The organism is Methylacidimicrobium sp. AP8 (assembly GCF_903064525.1).
Classification (GTDB): Bacteria; Verrucomicrobiota; Verrucomicrobiia; order Methylacidiphilales; family Methylacidiphilaceae; genus Methylacidimicrobium.
On the sequence record NZ_LR797830.1, the window covers coordinates 587,781 to 608,122 of the forward strand.

Sequence of the window (20,342 nt, forward strand, 5' to 3'; positions counted from 1 at the left end):
AAAGATTCCTCCATCGGCTCGCAAGAAGATTCGCCCGGAACTTGCGCGGATCTCGGAAGCTCCCCGACAAAAAAAAACAGGGTGAAAATGGATTGACGGGTGGTAAGGAGTGGAGAAAAGTGGTGCAGAACGGGGGGGCGGATGCCCCGATGAACGCGACCTACACCGATGCCTTCGAGCACGCCTTCGATGACAAGGGGCGGATAACCATCCCCTCGGAGTGGAGGCAGGAGGGCTATGAGAGTCGGCTCTTCGCCTTCCCGTCCCGTTCGAAGTGCCTCAAGGTCTATCCGGAGAGCTGGCTGGGACGGCTCCGGGAGCGGGTTGCCGGCCTTTCCTTCCAAGACCCGTTGCGGCGGCAGCTCGAGGCGTTGGCCCGCATCGCCCAGATGGTGAGCTGGGACCAGCAGGGAAGGATCGGGATCAAAGAGCGCTTGCGCCGCCAGGCCGGCCTCCGCCGCGATGCGGTGCTGGCCGGCTGCTTCGATCATTTTGAGATTTGGAGCACGGAAGCGTGGCGGGCGTTGCAGCTCGGGCCGACGACCTTGGAAGATGTGTTGGAGAAGACGGGGTTTTAAATCAATGGCCGGCGGATCCTGGCTGGGAAGGACGGGAAGTCATGAGAGAGCTTCAGTCGGCGAAGGGAGTGACGGACCGGCGACAGCATGAGCCGGTCCTGCTGCGCGAGCTGCTGGCGGCGGCCGAGCCCGCAGAAGGGGAGCGTTGGATCGACGGCACCTTCGGGTTCGGCGGTCATGCCGCCGCCTTGCTGGAGCGCGGCTGCGTCGTCTTGGCGATTGATCGCGATCCCTCGGCGGCACCGAGGGCGGCGCTCCTTCAAGAGACCTGGAGGGATCGGCTCCGCTTCGTCCCCGGCAATTTCGCGGACATGGCGGAAGCCGCCCGCGCTGCGGGCTGGCAGTCGGTGGATGGCGTGCTCCTCGATCTGGGAATTTCGTCGGGGCAGCTGGACGACCCATCCCGGGGGTTCAGCTTCCGCTGGGACGCCCCGCTCGACATGCGCATGGACCCCTCGGACCCGCGGACCGCCGTCGACCTCCTGCACGAGCTCGACGAGTTGGATCTGGCGCGTCTCTTTGCGGTGACGACCCGCCCGGCCGAGAGCCGCCGCTTGGCCCGCGCCGTGGTGCGGGCCCGTGAACGGGGCCGGCTGCGGACGACCGGAGACCTGGTCGCGGCAATCGGAGCGGCTCGGCCTTCCCGGAGGCGCGTCCATCCGGCGACGAGGGCTTTTCTGGCTCTCCGGATCGCGGTCAACGACGAGCTGGGCTCGCTGGAGCGGGCCTTGCCGGCGGCCCTGCGTTTGTTGGCTCCCGGCGGGAGGCTTGCCGTGATCAGCTTCCAGTCGGAGGAGGACCGCCGCGTCAAACATTTCCTTCGGGAGCATCGGCAGCGGGGGTCCGGAGCCGAAAAGATCTCCGGGGCGCCGGGGGGGTTCGCGCGGGAGGCCCGGTTTCTCCCGTCCGGCGAGGAGATTGCGCGGAATCCGCGCTCGCGGAGCGCCCGCCTGCGCATCGGTTGGAAGGAAAGGACGGAGGAATTATGAGAGGAAGAAATCAAATGCGGCATCTCGAGCCGTTCCCGTTGACTACGCTGGGCGGGTGGCTGCTCGCGCTTCTGTTTCTAGCGGGAGTGGGCATCTGCTTTCTTTCTGTCAAGAATCGTGTCGCGCGGCTCTCCCTGGAAGTGGCGCGCGCCGAAAAGGATCTCAACCAGTGGAAAAAGCGGAACATGCGCGTGGCGGTGGGGATTGCGCGGGCGAGCTCCGCCGCGGAGCTGGAACGGAGGATCGCTGCCTGGCATCTGGGTCTGATCAAGACGAGCGAGCTCGAAGTGGTTCGCATGGAAGAAAACAAGCGCCCTGACGCCCTTGCGGAAACAACAGGGAAGGCGAGCCCGCCATTACCATGAAAACCCGTCAGCGCTCGCTTTGGGTCCTGGTCCTGCTCGCCTTCGGATTCACGGTGGTCTCGCACCGGCTCATCCAGCTCCAGCTCGTCGAGCACCCGAAGTACGCGCGCCTGGCGATGCTTAACCACTGCGCCCGTGTCGAACTGCCGGCGCATCGGGGGATGATCGTCGACGTTCATGGCACCCCGCTCGCCCAGAGTCAGGCTGTTTACGAGGTGCGGCTCGACGGAAAGAACCTTCTCGATCCGGAACGGGTCCTTCCGAGGCTCGAAAGCTTGCTCGGCCTGGAGCTGGGCACGCTTTCCCGCTCTTTCCGGCCGAGCGAGAGATATCGGCTGCTTGCCAAGCGGGTGGGCGAGGATGTCGTTCAGAAGCTGAACAGCTTCGAGCAAGAAAAGCTGCGGGAGTGGCGGGCGCAGGGCAAGAATCCGGAGCCCTTCCTCCTTTTCCACGAGGATTTTATCCGCGTTTATCCCAACGGGCGGGAGGCCGCGGCCGTCGTCGGACTGGTGGACGCGGAAGGAAAGGGAGTATCGGGTGTGGAGCGCGCCTTCGACCGGCAGCTTCGCGGCTCTCCGGGGGAGCGCTGGATCGAAAAGGATGTCCTCGGTAGGGAAATTCCGGTGTATCGTCGCTTCAACGTCAATCCCGTCGACGGTGCGACGGTTCGGCTGACCATCGATTTGACGATCCAGCACATTCTGGAACAAGGATTGGACGAGCTGGATCGCGAATACCGGCCCAAGGCGATCTGCTCGGTCGTGATGCGGCCGTCGACGGGCGAAGTGCTGGCCATGGGTGTCCGGCCGACCTTCGACCCGAACGACGGAGAGCACGTGCGGCCCGAGCTTTTGCGCAACCGGTGCTTGACCGACCCGGTGGAGCCCGGGTCGATCTTCAAGATCGTCACGCTCGCCGGGGTCCTCGAGGAAAAGCAGGTGACCCTCAACACGCTGATCGACTGCGAGAACGGAGCCTTTTCCTATGCCGGCTACCTCCTGCATGACAGCCATCCCTGCGGGACGCTCACCGTCCGTGAGGTGACAGCCAAGTCGAGCAACATCGGTTTCGCCAAGTTGGGAATCGCCCTGGGCCCGGCTCGGCTCTACCGCTTCGCGCGCGCCTTCGGAATCGGCTCCCCGACGGGGATATTGCCGTTGCAGGGCGAGTCGGCGGGCCTGCTCCGTCCTCCGTGGCAGTGGTCGAAGCTCTCGATCAGCCGCATCCCCATGGGACAGGAGGTGATGGTCACCCCGATCCAGATGGCGCAAGCGATGTCGGTGATCGCCAACGGCGGGATCTTCATGAAACCGATGCTCGTCCGCGGGTGGATTTCTCCCGAGGGAAAGCCGATCTCCTACGTCGCCCCCCAGCAGGTGCGGCGCGTCATCTCGGAAAGGACGGCGCGCTGGGTGTCGCTGGCGCTGGCCAGCGTGGTAGCAAAAGGGGGTACCGGAACGAAGGCGGCCGTGCCCGGATACACGGTGGCGGGAAAGACGGGGACCGCGCAGAAGGCGGTCGGCGGGAGCTACGGGCACAACCGGTACGTCTCTTCCTTCGTCGGCTACATGCCGGAGGAGGATCCCCAGTTCGTGCTGCTGATCATGGTAGATGAACCCAAAGGGAGCCACTACTATGGCGGCGAGGTCGCCGCGCCGGCGTTCCGTTCGATGGCCTCGCAAATCGCCGAAGCCTTGGGCATGGTGCCGAGGAGCGCCCCGGCAAGGGCGGCACACGGAGGATCGTTGTGAAGCTCTGGAATCTGCTGGCCGCCGTCGAGGCCCGTGAGGTGTCGGGGGAAGGAGACCCCTTGGTGCTCGGGCTCTGCTACGATTCGCGGCTTGTAAAGCCGGGGGATCTCTTCTTCGCCTGGCACGGCGCCAAAGTCGACGGGCATCGGTTCGTGCCGGAGGCCGTCGGCAAGGGAGCCGTCGCGGTCGTAGGCGAGAAGGAACCAAAGCGGGTCTCGGCCCCGGTCCCTTATGTCCGCGTGGATAACGCCCGCGCGGCGCTGGCTAGGATGGCCGACCGGTTCTTCGACCACCCGAGCGGCTCGATGGACATCGTCGGGGTCACGGGGACCAATGGGAAGACGACGACCTCTTTCCTCCTCCACCACATTCTCGAGCGGTCGGGCCGGAAGTGCGGCCTCGTCGGCACGGTGCGCTATTCGCTCGGGGGGCGGACACTTCCCGCGTCCCGCACGACCCCCGAGGGGAGCGATCTGCAAAAGCTGCTCTCCGAAATGCGGGAAGGCGGCTGCCGCGCCGCCGTCCTGGAGGTCTCTTCGCACGCGCTGGCTCAGGGGAGAGTGGAGGGAATCGATTTCACGGTCGGAGTCTTCACCAACTTGACCTCGGATCATCTCGATTTCCATGGAAGCCGGGAACGTTATGCGGCCGCCAAGGCGTTGCTTTTCGAGCGCGTCGCCTCTTCGGAGAAGCGCGAGGGCGGGGCCGCGGTGCTCAATGCGGACGACTCCGCCTGGCGGGCTCTCGACGCGGTTCCACGACGGCCGAAGACGGTCCTCCTCTACAGCGCGCAGGGAGTGCCCGGCGCCGATTTTCGAGCCGAGGAAGTCCGCAAGGACGCTTCCGGAAGCTCGTTCCGCTTGCGGTATCCCGGCGGATCCCTGCCTGTCCGCGTCCCTCTGCTGGGATCCTTCAACGTGGAAAACGTGCTGGCCGCCTTCGCCGCCGCCTCCGCTCTCGGCATCTCCCCTCCGGAGACCGCCGGGGCCCTTGCGGACTTTCCCGGGGTGCCGGGTAGGATGGAACGCTTCGGCTCCCGCGACGGGGTTATCGCGGTGGTCGACTACGCCCACACGGAGGATGCTCTGCGGAAGACACTGGAGGCCCTGCGGGAGCTGGCGCCGAAAAGGCTCGCTGTGGTCGTCGGCTGCGGAGGGGACCGCGACCGGACTAAGAGGCCGAAGATGGCCGCGGCGGCCTGCGAGCTGGCCGACCGGGTCGTTTTCACCTCCGACAATCCCCGAAGCGAATCGATCGAACGGATCTTCGCGGACATGGCCGAAGGCGTGCCTGCGGACCGGCGGCCCGCGTGGATTCCGGATCGCCGGCTCGCGATCGAGCTGGCTTTGCGGGATGCCCAGCCGGGGGAGCTGATCTGCATCGCCGGGAAGGGACATGAAACGACGCAGGAAGTCCATGGCGTCTTTCACCCCTTCGACGACCGAACCATCGTAAGCCGGATCCTGGCGGAGAGGCACTAGAAGAATATGGAGCCGTGTTCTCTCGAGAGAATCGAGGAGTGGAGCGGAGGACGTCGCGAGCGCGGAGACCCCGGAATCCGGATTTCCCGGGTCCATACCGATTCACGGACCGTCCAGCCCGGCGACTGCTTCTGGGCCCTTTCGGGACCGAACTTCGACGGCCACGATTTCCTCGAGGAGGCGTTCCGGCGCGGCGCCCGGGCGGCGGTCGTCGCCCGGTCCCCGGACCGGCTTTCCTTGCCCGCTGACGCGGGTATGGTGGTCGTCGCCGACACGCTCGCCGCCCTGCAGGAATTCGCCCGTCACTACCGCCGCACGCTTCCTGCAAAAATCGTGGCGGTGACGGGGAGCAGCGGAAAGACGACGACCAAGGAGTTGATCCTGGCGGTCCTGCGGAGCCGCTTTCCGGTTCTCGGGAATGCGGGCAATCGGAACAATCAGATCGGATTGCCTCTGGCGATTCTGGATTTCTCCGCGGGGATCGCCTTCGGAGTCCTCGAGATGGGAACCAACCATCCCGGCGAGATCGCGCGTCTTGCCGCCGTCGCCTCTCCCGATATCGGTGTCCTCACCAATATCGGGCTAGCCCATGTCGGTTACTTCGGAAGCCAAAAAGCGATCGCCGAGGAAAAGGCGGCCCTTTTGGCCGCGCTCCCCCCGGACGGTTGGGCCGTTCTTCCGGACGAGGACGAATGGATTCGTCGGGTGGCCGATCGCTGCCGGGGTAGAATAGCCTGGGTCGGCTCCGGTTCCGAAGCGCTCTGGCGGGCACGGCGGATCGAGATGCGGGAAGGCGGGATCCACTTTCTGCTCCAAGGGGAAGAGGGAGAGCTGCCGGTCCAGCTGCGGACGGCCTCGCGAGCGGTCGTCACCGACGCCTTGCTGGCCGCGGGAGTGGGCAAGCTTGCCGGAGTGCCCGCGCGGGAGATTGTTGCGGCGCTGGAGCGGGCCGCCTATCCGGCGCACCGGATGGAGATCCACTCCCTGGCGGACGGATGGGTCATCGACGACAGCTACAACGCCAACCCGGATTCGGCGCTGGCGGCGCTGCGTGCCCTTCTCGAGTTCCCCAAGGGCGGAAGGAGAGGGGTCGTGCTCGGTTCGATGGGGGAGCTCGGGGAACAATCTCAGGCCCTGCATGAACGCTTGGGACGGAGCGCCGGTGCGTTGCCGATCGGCTTTTTGATCGTCGTAGGTCCGGAAGCGGATAGCTTGGCCCGGGGAGCGGCGGCCGGCGGCCTTCCGGAGGAAAGGATACGCCGGTGCGCCACCGCCGACGAGGCGATGCGCGCGTTGGACGGCTTGCGGCGATCCGGAGATGTGATCCTGGTAAAAGGCTCCCGATTTCTCGGGCTGGACCGCTTGGTGCGCGCTCTGAGGTAGCGGCGGCGAGCAAAACGATGGCGAGGCGCAGGGAGAAGGCCGGGAAGAGGTGAAAGGAGTTGCACGGTGCTCTACTACCTACATTGGCTCTCAGGAAGCTTTATCGGATTTAACGTATTCCGCTACATCACGTTCCGATCGACGGCGGCGGCGCTGACCGCTCTCTTCATCTCTTGGATCTTCGGGCCGCCCATGATCGCCATGCTGCGGCGCCTGAAGATGGGCCAGCCGATTCGCGGCAAGGAAGAGGTGAGACATCTGGCCGACCTCCACGGGGGCAAGGCCGGCACGCCCACGATGGGGGGGCTGTTGATTCTTTCGGCCCTCGTCGGCAGTTGCCTGCTGTGGGCGGTGCCGACGAACCGGTTTCTCTGGATCTGCCTGGGCGGGACCCTGGCGCTCGGAGCCCTCGGCTTCTGGGATGATTATCTCAAGGTTGTGCAGAAAAAATCGGCGGGCATTCCGGGGCGCATCAAACTGCTGGTCCAGGCCGCGGTCGCCCTGATCGCCGGAGTGCTTCTCCTCGGAAATTCCGAAAGCGGAAGGGAAGCGAGCAAGGTGGCGGTGCCGTTTTTAAAATCGATCTCCCGGATCGAGCTCGGATGGGCGGCCCTTCCGTTCTTTCTGCTGGTGGTGATGGGCTCGTCGAACGCGGTCAACCTCACCGACGGCCTCGACGGATTGGCGATCGGCTGCTCGATCGGCGTGGCGCTGGTTTTCGCGATTTTCGCGTACGTGGCGGGCCGTCCCGATTGGAGCGCCTATCTGTACGTGCCGCACGTGCGGGGCGCGGACGAACTGGCCGTCTTTTGCGCGGCGCTTCTTGGGGCCAGCATCGGCTTTCTCTGGTACAATTGCCATCCGGCCGAAGTGTTCATGGGAGATACCGGATCCTTGGCCCTCGGGGGGGCTTTCGGCCTGGTCTCGATTTCCATCGGTCAGGAGCTCCTCCTGGTCGTCGCGGGAGGCATCTTCGTCGTCGAAGCCCTTTCGGTCATGATCCAAGTCGCCTCGTTTCGGCTGACGGGAAAGAGGGTGTTCGCCATGGCGCCCCTGCACCACCATTTCGAGCTGAAGGGCTGGGGGGAATCGAGAGTGACGGTCCGTTTCTGGATCTTGAGCCTGCTTTGCGGCCTCTTGGCTCTTTCGAGCCTCAAGCTCCGATGAGGACGTGCGAAGAAAAAAAGGGCAGCGGATGAGAAGAAAAATACGGTCGTCGGCGAAAGTGCTGCGCTGGAAGCCATCCGGTGCCCCTGTCCCGAGCGGAGCGACGGATTCCTCTCCGAGTTCTACGGACCTCGTGCAGCAAGAGCTCCCGCTGAAGGAAGGAACGGCCGGGCTGCGGGTGATCACGGTCATCCTGGCCGTAATGCTCCTTCACGTGCTCTTCATCGGCGGCGTCGCGCTCTATCACCTTTTGCGCGGCGAAGGGAAACTGGCTGCGGGCGGGAGCGCGGCAGCCAAGGCCCCGGCGGCGGTCGCCGCCGATGCCTCCCGGGCTCGCCCGGGAGGGAGGCCGGAAGAAGGATCGCCGAAAGCGGCCTCGGCCGCGCCCGCTTCAGCTTTGGCCCGGGAAGCGGCGAAGGGGCAGACCGATGCCCCGGCGCTGTCGATTGCCCGGGATTCGGAAAGAAAAAAGGGGGGCGGGAAGCGGCTTCGGCGGGCCTCCTTCCAAGGAAACGGAGAGGCCGATACTTCGGCGGCGGCTTCCGCCAACGGGCTGCGGGCCGAAGCGGCCGCGCCCCGGGTCTATCGGGTTGTGCGGGGTGACAGCCTCTGGCGGATCGCTCGTCGATTCCACGTCGGACTCGACGACCTGATGAAGGCGAATCAACTGACTCCGGCGAGCAAGCTGCAGATCGGACAGGAGCTTCGGATTCCTGCGGAGAAGGCAAATCGCGGCCGCCGGAGCGGCGGCCTGGCCGGGGGATAAGCCGGATCGGGAAGCGAAGGAAAGGGTTGCAAGGGTGAGGGAAAGGCAGCTTCACCGCTGGGCCGCTTACGCGCTCGTTTTCATCGCGTTCGCGCTCATAGGGTTGGGATTGATCGCGCTCTACAGCGTGGCCGGCCGGTTCGTGGGCGAGAAGGATGCTTCTCTTCTTCCGCTGGTCGAGCGGCAGCTCTGCTGGATCGGGATCGGCATCGGAGCGGGTGTGGCTCTGGCGCGCATCGACTATCACTGGTTCCTGCGGCGTTCCACGGCGCTGCTCGGCTTGGGACTCTTCCTGCTCCTGCTCTGCTTCCTTCCCGGAATCGGCCACCGGGTGCACGGTTCTGCGCGCTGGATCGGCCTCGGGCCGTTGGTTTTGCAACCCTCGGAGCCCCTCAAGTGGTGCCTCTGCCTCTTCGCCGCATCCCAGTTGGGAAGCCCGCCAACCCGGCGGGCGGAGCAATGGCGGCGGTACGCGACGGTTCTCGCCGTGACGCTCGTCCTCGCCGGCATTCTGGTTTTTGCTCGCGATCTCGGAAGCGCCGCCCTCTACCTGACCCTGGCCGCCGTCATCCTGGTGATCGCCGGAGTGCCGCTCTGGCTGATCGGACCGGGCTGCTTGGCGGCCGCCGGCGGTATTCTCGGAGTGGCTCTGAGCATTCCCGAGCGTAGGGCCAGGTTGCTCGCCTTTTGGGACATGGAAAGCGATAAGCAGGGCAAGGCCTATCAGGTCTGGCAGGCTCTTGTCGCCCTCGGTTCCGGAGGAGTCACCGGCCTGGGATTGGGGAACAGCCGGCAGAAGATGTACTATCTGCCTGAAGCCACGACCGATTTCATCTTTCCCATCCTTGGGGAGGAGCTCGGTCTTTGGGTGACCTTGGGCGTGGTGTTGGCCTATCTGGCGTTCACCCTATGCGGCGGCTGGATCGCGCTTTTCGCTCCCGACGCAGAGGGATTGCTGCTCGGCATGGCACTGATCGTCCTCATCTCGATCCAGGCCATCGCCAACCTGGGAGTGGTCACGGGTCTCCTGCCGAACAAAGGATTGCCTTTGCCTTTCATCAGCTATGGAGGCTCGAATATGTTGTTCTGCCTGATGGCCCTAGGCACTCTTCTCAACATCCATCGGCAGGGAGGCAAGGGGTCGGCGTTTTCTGTCGAGTCCCGCGGCGCGCAGCGCAGCGTGCGGCTATGAGCGAGCGGAGCGTCGTCATCGCCTGCGGAGGCACGGGCGGGCATTTGCTGCCCGGAATCGCCGTCGCCGAGGAGCTGCGGCGGAGAGGCAAAGAGATTCTCCTGCTCCTTTCCGAGAAGCAGATCGACCGGACGGCATTGGAGGGAGAGGAGAAGTTCCCGTGGGAAACCCTCCCCGCCATCGGCTGGCCTGGGGGCCTTTCCGGGAAGACCCCGGCATTTTTCTGGAGGCTCGGATCCAGCTGGCGGAAGTGCGGGAGCCTCTTCCGCCGCTTGGCTCCCGGGGCGGTTCTCGGGATGGGGGGGTTTATCAGCGCCGCACCGCTTCTCGTCGCCAAGAGACGGCAAATTCCGACGCTGCTTCACGAGTCGAATGCCGTCCCCGGCCTGGTGACGCGCATCCTGAGCCACAAGGTCGATCGCGTCCTTCTCGGCTTCCCGGAATGCAAGAAGCGTCTGCCGGGAATTCCGTCGATCGTGACAGGGACTCCGCTCCGCGCCCGGCTTCGGAGGGTCCCGCGCGACGAGGCGGCCAAGGCGCTCGGTGCGGCCCCCGATCGCTCGACGATACTGGTCCTGGGCGGCAGCCAGGGGGCGCATGCCTTGAACCGGCTTTTAGGGGACGCCGCGCCCGCGCTCGCGCGAGGGGGGAGCCCGGTCCAAGTGCTCCATCTATCCGGTCCGGCGGATCGGGAGGCTTGCGCGGCCGCCTATCGGGCGCAGGGAATTCCCGCCGTGGTCGAGAGCTTTTCCCATAGGATGGATCTCTTCTACAGCCTGGCCGATGTGGCGGTCGCCCGCGCCGGGGCCGCCACCCTGGCGGAAGTCGCCTTCTATGCATTGCCGGCTATCCTGGTCCCTTTTCCGTTTGCCGCCGACGACCATCAGCGTATCAATGCGAAAGCTTTCGTGGCGGCGGGAGCGGGCCTGGCCTACGATCAGGCTGCCTTGTCCGGAGAAATCCTGGCGGAAAGGCTTCTGGAAATCCTGCGCGACGAGAGGCGGCGGCGGGCGATGGCTGCAGCGGCGGCCGGCTTGGCTCGGCCGGAGGCGGCGAAGGCGGTCGCGGATGAGGTGGAAAAATGCATGCAACATTGACCGGTTCCTGGAACGGCCTTCTCAGTCGGCCCTGTCGCATCCACCTTGTCGGAGTAGCAGGCTCCGGTGTCGGTCCCCTCGCCCGCCTCCTGCTGCTCCAAGGGCATCAGGTATCCGGATCGGACCTGCGCCGGACACCCGCCGTCGCCGAGCTCGAGCGGATGGGGCTGCGCTTCTTTCTCGGACACGACGGCGATCTGCCCGAAGGGGTGGAGCTTCTGGTCTATTCGTCAGCCGTCCGCGAGGACAACCCGGAGCGCCGGATCGCCGCGGCACGGGGGATTCCGAGCGTGCGGAGGGCCGACTTGCTCCGGGAGCTTTGCCGGACCAAGAAGTCGGTCGTCGTCGCGGGGATGCACGGAAAGACGACGACGACGGCCCTCCTCGCCCATATCCTCCGGCGGAGCGGTTGGGAGCCTTCCTACTACGTCGGTGGGGATGCGCCGGTGCTCGGCGCGAGCGCGGACTGGGGCAAAGGGGACTACATGGTTGTCGAAGGCGACGAGAGCGACGGCACGCTGGCTTTGTTTGAACCCTCCCACGCGGTCCTCTTGAACGTGGAGGAGGAGCATCTGGATTTCTATCCGGGCATGGAGGCGATCCTCGAGGTCTTTGCCGCCTTTCTGGACCGGTGCACGGGCAAGATCGTCTATTGCGCGGATGATCGGCATGCCTCGCTGCTCAATGCGGGGCGAAGCAATGCGGTAGGCTATGGATTTGGCCCGGCGGGCCGGTACCGAGCCGAGCGGGTCGAGCTGGGGCCGTTCGAGAGCACGTTTCTGCTGGTTGCCGGGGGAGAGCCCCTCGGGAAGGTTCGAGTACCGCTGCCCGGAAGGCAAAACGTCCAGAATGCCTTGGCCGGAATCGCCATGAGCCTGGAGCTGGGGCTGCCTTTCGCCGATGTCGCTCCGGCCACGGCGAGCTTCCGGGCGGTCAAGCGACGCTTCGAGGTACTCTTTTCCGGGCCGTCTTTCCTGATCATCGACGACTACGCGCATCATCCCACCGAGATTCGGGCGACCTTGGCCACCGCCGCGATAGCGCGCCGGGAGCGGGTTGTGGCACTTTTCCAGCCGCATCGCTATTCGCGCGCCCGCGGGCTGGAAAAGGACTTCGCAACGGCCTTCGGCGAAGCGGATCTGGTGTTGGTGACGGACATCTACGGAGCGGGTGAGTGTCCCATCGAGGGCGTGAGCCCGGAACGGCTGGCGCAAAAGATCGCCGAAGGGAGCGGGGTCAAAACCCTTTTCGCCCGCAGCATCGCGGAAGCGAAGAAGCTGGCGGCTGCCAACTTGCGGCCGGGAGATCTTTTGCTGGCGCTGGGGGCCGGAGACGTGCACCGTGTCGCCCGGGCGCTGGCTGCGCAATGCGCCCTCTACGAGGAGCTGCGCCGATCTCTGTCGTCCTCGGCGGTTCTCTCCCTTGAGGAAAACCTGGGGTCCCATACCTCGTCCGGCCTGGGGGGCGCGGCGGAATTCTGGTGCGAGCCCGCCTGCCGGGAGGACCTCCGCCGGCTGATCGAAATCGCCGCTCGCGAGAAGCTGCCTCTGACGGTTCTCGGCAGCGGCGCGGGCAGCTTGATCCGGGACGGAGGCGTCCGCGGCGTCTGTGTGAGCCTCCGCCATCCCGCCTTTTGCCGGGTGGAGTCGGACGGCGGTCGAATCGCCGCCGGCGGCGGAGTGCTTCTTGACCGGCTGGCCGCAGAAACCGCCCGCTGCGGAATCGACGGGTTTTCTTTCCTTTCCGGTCTTCCCGGCACGCTCGGTGCATGGCTGGCGGCCGGCACGGGAGCCGGGAGGCGGCGGCTCGTCAACAGGCTGGAAGAGGTGGTCCTGATCGATCGAACCGGCAGGTGGCACACCCTCGACCGGGCGGAGATCGAATCCTGGCCGGATGAGGGGCCCGGGTGCCCGCCCGGCATCATTGTCGGCGTACGCTTGCGGAGCACTCCCTTCCGGGCGGACGAAGCTTTTTGGTCGCCGGCGGCGGATGGCGCCGGGGACGGAGGCTCCCCGCGGAACGGTCGGCGGCTCGACGGGGTTTTGCGGTTTCCGCCGGGGGCGGACGTCCGGCGGCTTTGGAAAGGATTGGGCCCGGATTCCCTTGCCGTCGGGGGAGCTTGGATCGATCCCCGGTTCCCGAATCGGATCTGGTTGCGGGAGGGAGCTAGATCGGCGGACGTGGTCGCGCTCCTGGAAACAATCCGGAAGCGGCTGGGTGAGGAAATGGGTGTCGAGCCGGCTTTCGGCCTCGTCCTTGTCGGAGAAGAGGAGAGTTCGTGAACGGGAAGCTACGGGTGGTTGTTCTTGCGGGAGGCCCTTCGCGGGAAAGGGACGTTTCGGTGCAAACGGGACGGGCGGTGACGGCGGCTCTGCGGGGATTGGGCTATCCGGTCGAAGAGGTCGATCCGAAAGACGGCGACGTCTCGATTCCCGACGGAACCGACATCGTGTTTCTCTGCCTGCATGGAACCTTCGGGGAGGACGGGCAGATCCAGAGGCTGCTTCTGCGGAGGGGAGTCCCGTTCACGGGGAGCGGAGCCGACGCGAGCGAGCGGGCTTTCGACAAGTCGTGGAGCAAGGAGATTTTCCGTAAAGCGGGCGTGCCGACCCCGAGCTGGACGCTGGTACGGTCCGCCGAGAAGCTCCCGCTTCCGCTTCCCTTCGTGCTCAAGCCCGCGCGGCAGGGCTCGAGCATCGGAATCAGCTGCGTCTTCGACGAGAAGGACTTTCCGGAAGCCTTCGCCCGGGCGGCGAGGGAAGATCATCTCGTCGTGGCGGAAGCCTATGTCGAAGGAAGAGAGCTGACCGTGGGGATCTTGGGGGAAGACATCCTGCCGATCGTGGAGATCCGCCCGAAGGCCGGCTTTTATGACTACCGCAACAAATACACCGCGGGGGCCAGCGAATATCTCTGCCCGGCGCCGCTTCCGGCCGGCCTGTCCGCATCGGTTGCCGCCGTCGCCCGCTCCGCGTATCGATCGCTCGGTTGCACGGTCTACGGGAGAGTCGATTTGCTTCTGGATCGTTCCGGGAATCCCTGGGTTCTGGAGGTGAACACGATTCCGGGCATGACGGAAACAAGCCTACTCCCGAAAGCTGCTCAGGCGGCCGGGATCGCCTTCCCGCAGCTCTGCGAACAGATCCTCCTGCTTTCGTGGAACGGCTGGAATCGGGAGTGAGATGAACCGCATCCGCAAGCCCAACCGGAGAAAGCGCCGACCGGCCCGAACCGTGCTCCAGGCCCGATTGGGGCCGAAGCAGCGGAAGCGGCTCATCCTGCGGCGGATCGCTTCCGTTCTGCTGATCCTCGCGGGCATTGGCGCGGTGGGAGGCGCGGGCTACTATGCAGGGACGCGGCTGGCTCTCCCGTTTTTGTCTGCGGATTCGCGCTATGCGTTGCGGGACATTGTGGTCGATGGAACCGGGCGCCTTCCTCGCAAGGAGATCATAACGGCCTCCGGACTACGCGTGGGTCAAAACCTACTGGGGGTCTCGCTTCCGGAGGTCTACAAGGCGGTTTCGTCGTTGCCTTATGTGCAGCGGGCTTCGGTCCGCCGCGTGCTTCCCGATCGCATCGAGATCCGCGTGGAGGAGCGGGTTCCGCTCGCCAGGGTCGTGACCAAGGCGAAACGGTTTTCCGGCCGGAACTTGTGCGTCGACTACCAGGGAGTCGTCTTCGTGGCGCGCAAGGGTGAAGTCCTCTCCCTTCTGCCGGAGCTCGAGGGGGTGCCGTCCGATGATCTGGAGATCGGGAACCGGTTAGCCACCCCGGAATGCCGGGCGGCCCTCCGGCTGCTCGGCTTGCTGCAGGAGAACCCTTCCATGCGCAATCTCTTGGATCCGGCGGTCGTCGACGTGTCCGGCCGCTTATGCCTCAAGGTCGTCAGCCGCGACGGGGTAGGCATCGTCTTGCGCCTGGACCACTTGGAGAGGCAAATGAGGAGGCTGCAGAAGATCTACGCTTTTTCCCAGAGCCGGGGCCGCAAGGTCGCCTCCGTGGATCTGACCCCGGAACAGAACGTGCCGGTGATCTTCGAATACTAGGGAATGCCAGGGGACACAAGGTGAACTTCGATGTTCGGCAGCAAATCTAGGACGATCCTTGTCGGGTTGGAGGCGGGAACCAGCAAGATCAAAGTAGCCGTTGCCGAGCTCGACGCCCAAGGATCGCTGATCCTTCTCGGAGTAGCCGAGAGCCCTTCGACGCATATCCGCAAATGCGAGATCACCGACTTCGAGATGGCCCAGAAGGCGATTCATCAAGCGATCCTGGACGCGGAAGCGAAAATGGACGTTTCGATCGGGGAGGTCTACCTGGCCATTTCGGGCGCGCACATTCGATCGTTCCATAGCCGTCTCGCTCTCGACCTGGGAGAGGAAGGGGCGATGATCGAGGAGGGCCACCTGCGGGAGCTGCGGAATCTGGTCCGGCAGCAGGCCCTACCGCCGGGCCAGATCCTCCTTCACGATCTTCTGCAAACCTATATTCTCGATGACGGAACGGCGACTGCAAATCCCGTCGGGCTCTTCTCCCGCCGGCTCACGGCCGATTATCACTTGATTTCCGGGATCGCCACACGTCTCCAGACCACCGTTCACTGCGTGAAGGAGCTCTCTCTGCAAGTGAAGGGATACGCCTTGTCGAGCTATGCGACCGCCCAGGCTGTCCTCACTCCGGAGCAGAAGAGCTTCGGAGCGGTCGTCATCAATTGCGGAGCCGGGATCACCGATTATATCGTCTACCGGAGCGGCTTCGTAGCCCATTCGGGGACCCTCGGGGTCGGGGGGGACCACCTTACGAACGATTTGGCCTTCGCCGTGAAGATTCCCTTCCCCAGGGCGGAGGATCTCAAGAAGACCTATGGCGCGGTGGACTCGCGGAAAGAGGCGGCATACCGCCGCGTGGAATTGGCGGCCGAGGGGACTTACGAGCCGCGGTTCATTCCGATGTCGTTAATCGTGGAGGTGCTCCAAGCGCGGCAGGCGGAGATTTTCGAGATCATCCGGGAACAGTTGGAGGAGCAGCCGTTCTGGAGCGAGTTTTCCGGCACGATTTTTTTGACGGGCGGAGGGTCCCGGCTCGAGGGCATCCAGAAACTGGCGGAGAAGATTTTTGATCGGCCGGTGGAACCGGCCAGGCTGATCCCCTTCGACGGAGAGGTGTCCTGCGAGGGGAGGCAGGATTGGATGACCGTATTGGGGCTGCTCCGGTATGCGCGGATCCTGGAGATGCAGGAGCACGGAAGAGGGCGCTGGGACCGCGTGGGCCGGTCGCTGCGGCGCTTCTTTTCCGGGTTCCGGTTCGTTTGTTAGCCGAGAGGCCTCGCACGGGAAACCAGACAGGCGGCATGAGCATTCGCATCGTGGGGGCGGGAGGAGCAGGAATTCAGGTCCTCGACGAATGGATCCTTCTCTCGGATCGCCAGCAGGGGAGCGTCGCCTGCGACGGAGAGGCCTGTGCGGTCGAAGGGTCGCTGGCGTCCGAAAAGCTCCTCCTCGCCCCCGACCTCGCCGGAGGCCTCGGCTGCTTCGGCAGCCGCGACCTCGCGTGGCGGATGGTAGGACAGGAGAACCGGCGGCTGGATGCGCTTCTGAAGGATTGCTCCGGTTTGTTGATCGTGATCGGGCTTGCGGGCGCGACGGGCGCGACCGTCGCGGAAGCTCTTTCCCTCAAGGCGGTGGAACGCGAGATTCCGACCACCGTTTTTGCTTTTCCTCCCTTTCCTTTCGAGCCGGCGCAGCGGCGGGAGTCGGCGGAAGCGACCCGTGCTGCTCTTCCGGCCGAAGTCTCTCTCTTTCTTTTTCCGCCCCCGGCCTTTTTTGAAGATCCGCTTCCGGGTGTAGCCGCGGTTCGCCGCGGGTTGCGCGAGTTCCACGGCGCTCTCGCACAATGGATCGGAGTCTGGGAGGGCGTGGCGAACGGTGCGGTCCGCCCAATCCTTCGTGGCGGCGGAGCGGAAGATTCCCCGTTTGCCCGGGGCGGAAGGATCGACGGTTGCCGCCTCTTCGGAGTGGCGGCTGCGCACCTCGACTTCGCGTCGCCTGGGTTGCTGGACGGGGCCGAGTTCCGGGAAGCGGCCGAGAAAGCCGATCGATGCCTCGCCTACGTGGAGGGTGGCGACGGCCTTTCCGGGTCGTGCGGGGAGCTGGGGCGGAAGCTGCAGGAGCAGCTCGCCCAGGGAACGGACCTCTGGCTTCTGCAGCGGACGGAGGAAGCTCCGGCGGAAAACCGGCTCTTGCTTCTCGTAGGTCGGGCCGCCTCCCGGCATCATCGCGTATCGGAATGCCCGGAGGAGGGCCGGGGCAAGCCGGAGGAGCCGGCCGCCCCCGCCCGCGCCGCTCCGGAACCGGAAGGGGTGGCCGCCTTTCCTGCTTTGGAGGCCACCCCGTTTGCGAAAACCGCAGCTACCATGTACAAAGGGGTCAATCTCGATATTCCGGCCTTTCGGCGGAGGAGAGGAAGCCGGTTTGCAAAGGAGAGGCCGGCCGAGCCGGGAGAAGCCTAAAGGGAGTCGCGGGCCGCCGGGGACGCGGCTTGCCGCGGATCGGATATGGCGAGCGATCGTCGGCAGGAGGAAGGGAGGCAAGCGCGAATGCCGGCCTGGGATAGGCCCGTCCGCCGGAGGCGGATCGAGAAGGGTCTCTCGCAAAAGGAAGTGGCCAGCCGGGTGGGAATCACCCGACAGGCTCTCCATGCCATAGAGACCGGGCGGTACATTCCGAACACTCTGGTTGCGATCCGCCTTGCCCGGGCGCTCGGCAGCCGTGTCGAAGAGCTCTTCCCCTGTTGGGAAGAAGTCGATCCTCCTCTGTCGCCCGGTCCGTTCCCCTGGGTGCGAGGCAGCAGGCGCCTGATCTTGGCGGACGTGCGCGGCCGCCTGATCCCCTACCCGGTGGAGCGGTTGGAAGAGGGCTCCGGCGTCTTCGCGGCAGCCGACGCCCTCCTCCCGGCCGGCGATCGGCGCGGAGAGTGGACCCTCCTCTCCTCGGCGGCCGTCATTCAACGCAGCGCGTTCTTTCTCGGCTGCGATCCGGGCATCGGCCTGCTGGTCGAAAGAATCGCGGCCTTAAGCCCGAACCGGCTCCGTTGGATCTCCTGCTCGAGCGAAAAGGCGGCGGCTGCGCTCCGCGCAGGCCAGACACACCTGGCCGGCTGTCATCTGCCGACCGGGGAGCCGCGCAACAACCGCGTGCTCGCCCGAGAGGCGTTGCAGGGAGTCGGTGGAGCCTTGATCCGCTTCGCGCAGTGGGAGGAGGGAGTGGCCGTCGCGCGGGGAAATCCGTTCGGCATCCGCTCGGTGGAAGATCTGGCCAATCCGGGCCTCCGGTTCCTGAATCGGGACCCGGGATCCGGAAGCCGTGCGCTTCTCGACGAGCTGCTTCGCAGGCAAGGGATTCCGGCAGAACGGATCCCGGGGTACGAGAGAACGGCGGGCAGCCCGGTTGCCGCCGCACGGGCCGTGGCTTTCGGGATAGCCGACGCCGCATGGACGAACCGCCCTTGCGCGCAGGCGCAGGACGTCGAGTTCCTCCCCTTGGGCGTCAGTGAGTTCGATTGGATCGTTCCCCGAGACCTCCTCGATCATCCAACCGTCGCCCTCGTGCTCGATCTCCTCTCCGATGCGCGGATGCGGGCCGAATTCGACGCGCTTCCCGGATATGAGGTCAGCCGGATGGGAACGGTCGCGGCGAGATTCGGCCCGAAGGGCGAGATCTCCGGCTAGAGATCCCCCCCGCCCTCTTGCGCTCTCCAAAGCATCCAGTAGATCCCTTTGCGGGCCAGGAGATCGCCGTGCCGGCCGGATTCGCAAATGCGCCCTTGCCGCAATACGTAGATCCAATCCATCCGGCTGGCTAAACGAAGCCTATGGGTGACCAGCAGAGTCGTCCGGCGGGCGGAGAGAAGCAGCAGGCTCTTGAGGATTTCCTCCTCGGCCGAGGGGTCGAGGGATCCGGTCGGCTCGTCGAGCAGGAGAATCGGGGCCTGCCGCAGGAACGCGCGGGCGATGCCGATGCGTTGCCGCTGCCCGCCGCTCAAGCTCAGTCCATGCTCTCCGACGAGCGTCTGATACTGCTGCGGCAGCCGCTCGATGAACTCGTGGGCTTGCGCCGCCCGCGCTGCGTTCTGGATTTCCGCAAACGAGGCGGATGGCCGCCCCAAGGCGATGTTTTCCAGAATCGTGCCTTGGAAGAGAGCGGTATCCTGGAGGACGATCGCAAGATTATCCCGGAGAGACTTCTTCTTTACCGTCCGGATGTCGATGCCGTCGATCCGGATCGTGCCGCTGGAAGGCTCGAAGAAGCGCGGGATCAGGGCGAGTACGGTGCTTTTGCCGCTGCCGGTCGGACCGACGATGGCGACGCGCCGGCCCGGAGCGATGTGGAAGGAGAGGTCTTGGAGGACGGGCGAGCCGCGCTCATACGAAAAACAGACCTGTTGGAAGACGATCTCTCCTCGCAGGCGCGGGAGGTCGACGGCCTGCGGCGGGTCCGGGATCGGGTCGCCCGTTTGGAGCACCTCGAAGACACGGGCCAGGCGCGCCGCGGCGTCCTCCAGAGCCCACGCCGTGTACGAGAGCTGTTCGAGCGGTTGGTAGAGAAGGGCGAGATAGCTCAGGAAAATCCAGAGCTCGCCCACCGTCAGGCGGCCCAGAGGGACTTGCTGCGCGCCGACGAAGAGAACCAGCGCGGCTCCGAGGGCGGTGATCACGGTCGCCACCAAGGCGGAGAGGCTGTTGGTCCAAAGAAACCGGAGGTTTGCTTCGCAGCTTGCCTCGACATGCCGGCGGAAGGTCGCCAGGGCGTTCTCTTCGCTGCCGTAGGCTTGGAGCAGCTGAATGTTCGCCAGGCCCTCCGACACCTGGCCGAGGACCCGGCTCTCCCTGTCTTGGAGCTCTCCGCTTTGCCGGCGGATCTGCTCCGCGAAACGGCCGACGACGAGCCAGAGGAAGGGAAGGACCCCGAGAGAGCAGGATGCCAAGAGAGGGTTCATCCGGAAGAGGACGACCGCGGCGCCGATCAGCGTGGCGCTCGATCCGAGGATGGTGCCGATCCCCCTTTGGAAGAGGGTCTGAATCGCCTGGGCGTCATAGGCGACCCGGTAGGCCAAGTCCGCTTGGACGCGGCTCCGGTGGTAGGGAAGAGGAAGGCTTTGCAGGTAGCCAAAAAGATCGGTGCGCAGAAGCGCCAGGGCACGGAGTCCGCAACGGTGCAAGAGGAAGTTGGCCCAGAGGTTGAGCCCTCCGTGAAGGAAGGCGAATCCGACGAGGGCCGCGGCGGCGCCGAGCGCGGCTTCCGGCGGCGAAACCGTCCTTCCGAGGAGACGGCTCCCCCCGGGCCGGGGAAGGAGGACGTGGTCGATGAGCCACTGCACGGGCCAAGGCCGCAGGAGGCTTGCCGCGACGGTAAGAAGAACCAGGCAGGAAGCGAGCAGGGCCTGTCCGGTGACTCCGGAGAAGTAGGGGAGGCAGCTGCGGTAGGTCGACCAACGTCCCTTCTTTTTCTCTTGGGGTCGGCTGGGGATCTCCGGATCCTGTGAGGACGAGCCCGGGTCGGCCGGAATAGGGATCAT

At 65.4% G+C, this 20,342-nt stretch carries 17 protein-coding genes; 16 read left to right on the top strand and 1 reads right to left on the bottom strand.

Annotation, left to right across the window (positions count from 1 at the left end):
- The first annotated feature begins 119 nt into the window (after positions 1-119).
- The 16 genes from MTHMO_RS02630 (at position 120) to MTHMO_RS02705 (ending at position 18,495) form a co-directional block, all read left to right on the top strand.
- Positions 120-578: a division/cell wall cluster transcriptional repressor MraZ gene (locus tag MTHMO_RS02630; RefSeq protein ID WP_237394723.1), complete on the top strand. Its 459-nt coding sequence runs from the start codon at positions 120-122 to the stop codon at positions 576-578.
- Positions 579-619: 41 nt separating this feature from the next.
- Entirely contained in the window at positions 620-1,567 is a 948-nt protein-coding gene (rsmH, locus tag MTHMO_RS02635) for a 16S rRNA (cytosine(1402)-N(4))-methyltransferase RsmH (protein WP_202213401.1), read from the top strand.
- Between the two features lie 14 nt (positions 1,568-1,581).
- The gene (locus MTHMO_RS02640; RefSeq protein WP_202213402.1) at positions 1,582-1,932 is read left to right on the top strand and encodes a hypothetical protein; all 351 of its coding nucleotides are present in this window, start codon (positions 1,582-1,584) and stop codon (positions 1,930-1,932) included.
- On the top strand, positions 1,929-3,683 hold the full coding sequence (locus tag MTHMO_RS02645) for a penicillin-binding protein 2 (RefSeq protein ID WP_202213403.1): 1,755 nt from the start codon (positions 1,929-1,931) through the stop codon (positions 3,681-3,683). Before MTHMO_RS02640 ends, MTHMO_RS02645 begins: the two co-directional genes overlap by 4 nt.
- On the top strand, positions 3,680-5,164 hold the full coding sequence (locus tag MTHMO_RS02650; RefSeq protein WP_202213404.1) for a UDP-N-acetylmuramoyl-L-alanyl-D-glutamate--2,6-diaminopimelate ligase: 1,485 nt from the start codon (positions 3,680-3,682) through the stop codon (positions 5,162-5,164). Before MTHMO_RS02645 ends, MTHMO_RS02650 begins: the two co-directional genes overlap by 4 nt.
- 6 nt (positions 5,165-5,170) lie before the next feature.
- The gene (gene murF, locus MTHMO_RS02655; RefSeq protein ID WP_202213405.1) at positions 5,171-6,547 is read left to right on the top strand and encodes a UDP-N-acetylmuramoyl-tripeptide--D-alanyl-D-alanine ligase; all 1,377 of its coding nucleotides are present in this window, start codon (positions 5,171-5,173) and stop codon (positions 6,545-6,547) included.
- 66 nt (positions 6,548-6,613) lie between these two features.
- Complete coding sequence (gene mraY / locus MTHMO_RS02660) at positions 6,614-7,714, top strand: phospho-N-acetylmuramoyl-pentapeptide-transferase (RefSeq protein ID WP_202213406.1); 1,101 nt, start codon at positions 6,614-6,616, stop codon at positions 7,712-7,714.
- A 133-nt stretch (positions 7,715-7,847) separates the two neighbouring features.
- Complete coding sequence (locus tag MTHMO_RS02665; protein WP_202213407.1) at positions 7,848-8,480, top strand: LysM domain-containing protein; 633 nt, start codon at positions 7,848-7,850, stop codon at positions 8,478-8,480.
- A gap of 34 nt (positions 8,481-8,514) precedes the next feature.
- Complete coding sequence (locus tag MTHMO_RS02670) at positions 8,515-9,672, top strand: FtsW/RodA/SpoVE family cell cycle protein (protein WP_202213408.1); 1,158 nt, start codon at positions 8,515-8,517, stop codon at positions 9,670-9,672.
- Complete coding sequence (gene murG / locus MTHMO_RS02675; protein ID WP_202213409.1) at positions 9,669-10,769, top strand: undecaprenyldiphospho-muramoylpentapeptide beta-N-acetylglucosaminyltransferase; 1,101 nt, start codon at positions 9,669-9,671, stop codon at positions 10,767-10,769. Before MTHMO_RS02670 ends, murG begins: the two co-directional genes overlap by 4 nt.
- Positions 10,754-13,051 (top strand): UDP-N-acetylmuramate--L-alanine ligase, encoded by a 2,298-nt coding sequence (murC, locus tag MTHMO_RS02680; protein ID WP_202213410.1) that lies wholly within the window; start codon positions 10,754-10,756, stop codon positions 13,049-13,051. The genes murG and murC overlap by 16 nt, the downstream gene beginning before the upstream one ends.
- Positions 13,048-13,950 (top strand): D-alanine--D-alanine ligase, encoded by a 903-nt coding sequence (locus MTHMO_RS02685; protein WP_202213411.1) that lies wholly within the window; start codon positions 13,048-13,050, stop codon positions 13,948-13,950. Before murC ends, MTHMO_RS02685 begins: the two co-directional genes overlap by 4 nt.
- A gap of 1 nt (position 13,951) precedes the next feature.
- On the top strand, positions 13,952-14,815 hold the full coding sequence (locus MTHMO_RS02690; protein ID WP_202213412.1) for a cell division protein FtsQ/DivIB: 864 nt from the start codon (positions 13,952-13,954) through the stop codon (positions 14,813-14,815).
- 30 nt (positions 14,816-14,845) lie between these two features.
- The gene (gene ftsA, locus MTHMO_RS02695) at positions 14,846-16,084 is read left to right on the top strand and encodes a cell division protein FtsA (RefSeq protein WP_202213413.1); all 1,239 of its coding nucleotides are present in this window, start codon (positions 14,846-14,848) and stop codon (positions 16,082-16,084) included.
- Between the two features lie 35 nt (positions 16,085-16,119).
- On the top strand, positions 16,120-17,277 hold the full coding sequence (locus tag MTHMO_RS02700) for a hypothetical protein (RefSeq protein ID WP_202213414.1): 1,158 nt from the start codon (positions 16,120-16,122) through the stop codon (positions 17,275-17,277).
- Positions 17,278-17,364: 87 nt separating this feature from the next.
- Positions 17,365-18,495 carry a substrate-binding domain-containing protein gene (locus tag MTHMO_RS02705; protein ID WP_202213415.1) on the top strand — a complete coding sequence of 377 codons (1,131 nt, stop codon included), beginning with the start codon at positions 17,365-17,367 and terminating at the stop codon, positions 18,493-18,495.
- On the opposite strand, the gene MTHMO_RS02710 is transcribed toward MTHMO_RS02705, so the two are convergent.
- Positions 18,492-20,342 carry an ABC transporter ATP-binding protein gene (locus MTHMO_RS02710; RefSeq protein WP_202213416.1) on the bottom strand — a complete coding sequence of 617 codons (1,851 nt, stop codon included), beginning with the start codon at positions 20,340-20,342 and terminating at the stop codon, positions 18,492-18,494. The genes MTHMO_RS02705 and MTHMO_RS02710 overlap by 4 nt on opposite strands.

Bases quoted from the DNA above. Each gene is read 5' to 3' on its own strand.
- rsmH (WP_202213401.1), top strand. From the start codon at position 620: ATGAGAGAGCTTCAGTCGGCGAAGGGAGTGACGGACCGGCGACAGCAT.
- MTHMO_RS02640 (WP_202213402.1), top strand. From the start codon at position 1,582: ATGCGGCATCTCGAGCCGTTCCCGTTGACTACGCTGGGCGGGTGGCTG.
- MTHMO_RS02645 (WP_202213403.1), top strand. From the start codon at position 1,929: ATGAAAACCCGTCAGCGCTCGCTTTGGGTCCTGGTCCTGCTCGCCTTC.
- murF (WP_202213405.1), top strand. From the start codon at position 5,171: ATGGAGCCGTGTTCTCTCGAGAGAATCGAGGAGTGGAGCGGAGGACGT.
- murG (WP_202213409.1), top strand. From the start codon at position 9,669: ATGAGCGAGCGGAGCGTCGTCATCGCCTGCGGAGGCACGGGCGGGCAT.
- murC (WP_202213410.1), top strand. From the start codon at position 10,754: ATGCATGCAACATTGACCGGTTCCTGGAACGGCCTTCTCAGTCGGCCC.
- MTHMO_RS02690 (WP_202213412.1), top strand. From the start codon at position 13,952: ATGAACCGCATCCGCAAGCCCAACCGGAGAAAGCGCCGACCGGCCCGA.
- ftsA (WP_202213413.1), top strand. From the start codon at position 14,846: ATGTTCGGCAGCAAATCTAGGACGATCCTTGTCGGGTTGGAGGCGGGA.
- MTHMO_RS02700 (WP_202213414.1), top strand. From the start codon at position 16,120: ATGAGCATTCGCATCGTGGGGGCGGGAGGAGCAGGAATTCAGGTCCTC.
- MTHMO_RS02705 (WP_202213415.1), top strand. From the start codon at position 17,365: ATGCCGGCCTGGGATAGGCCCGTCCGCCGGAGGCGGATCGAGAAGGGT.
- MTHMO_RS02710 (WP_202213416.1), bottom strand. From the start codon at position 20,342: ATGATCCCTATTCCGGCCGACCCGGGCTCGTCCTCACAGGATCCGGAG.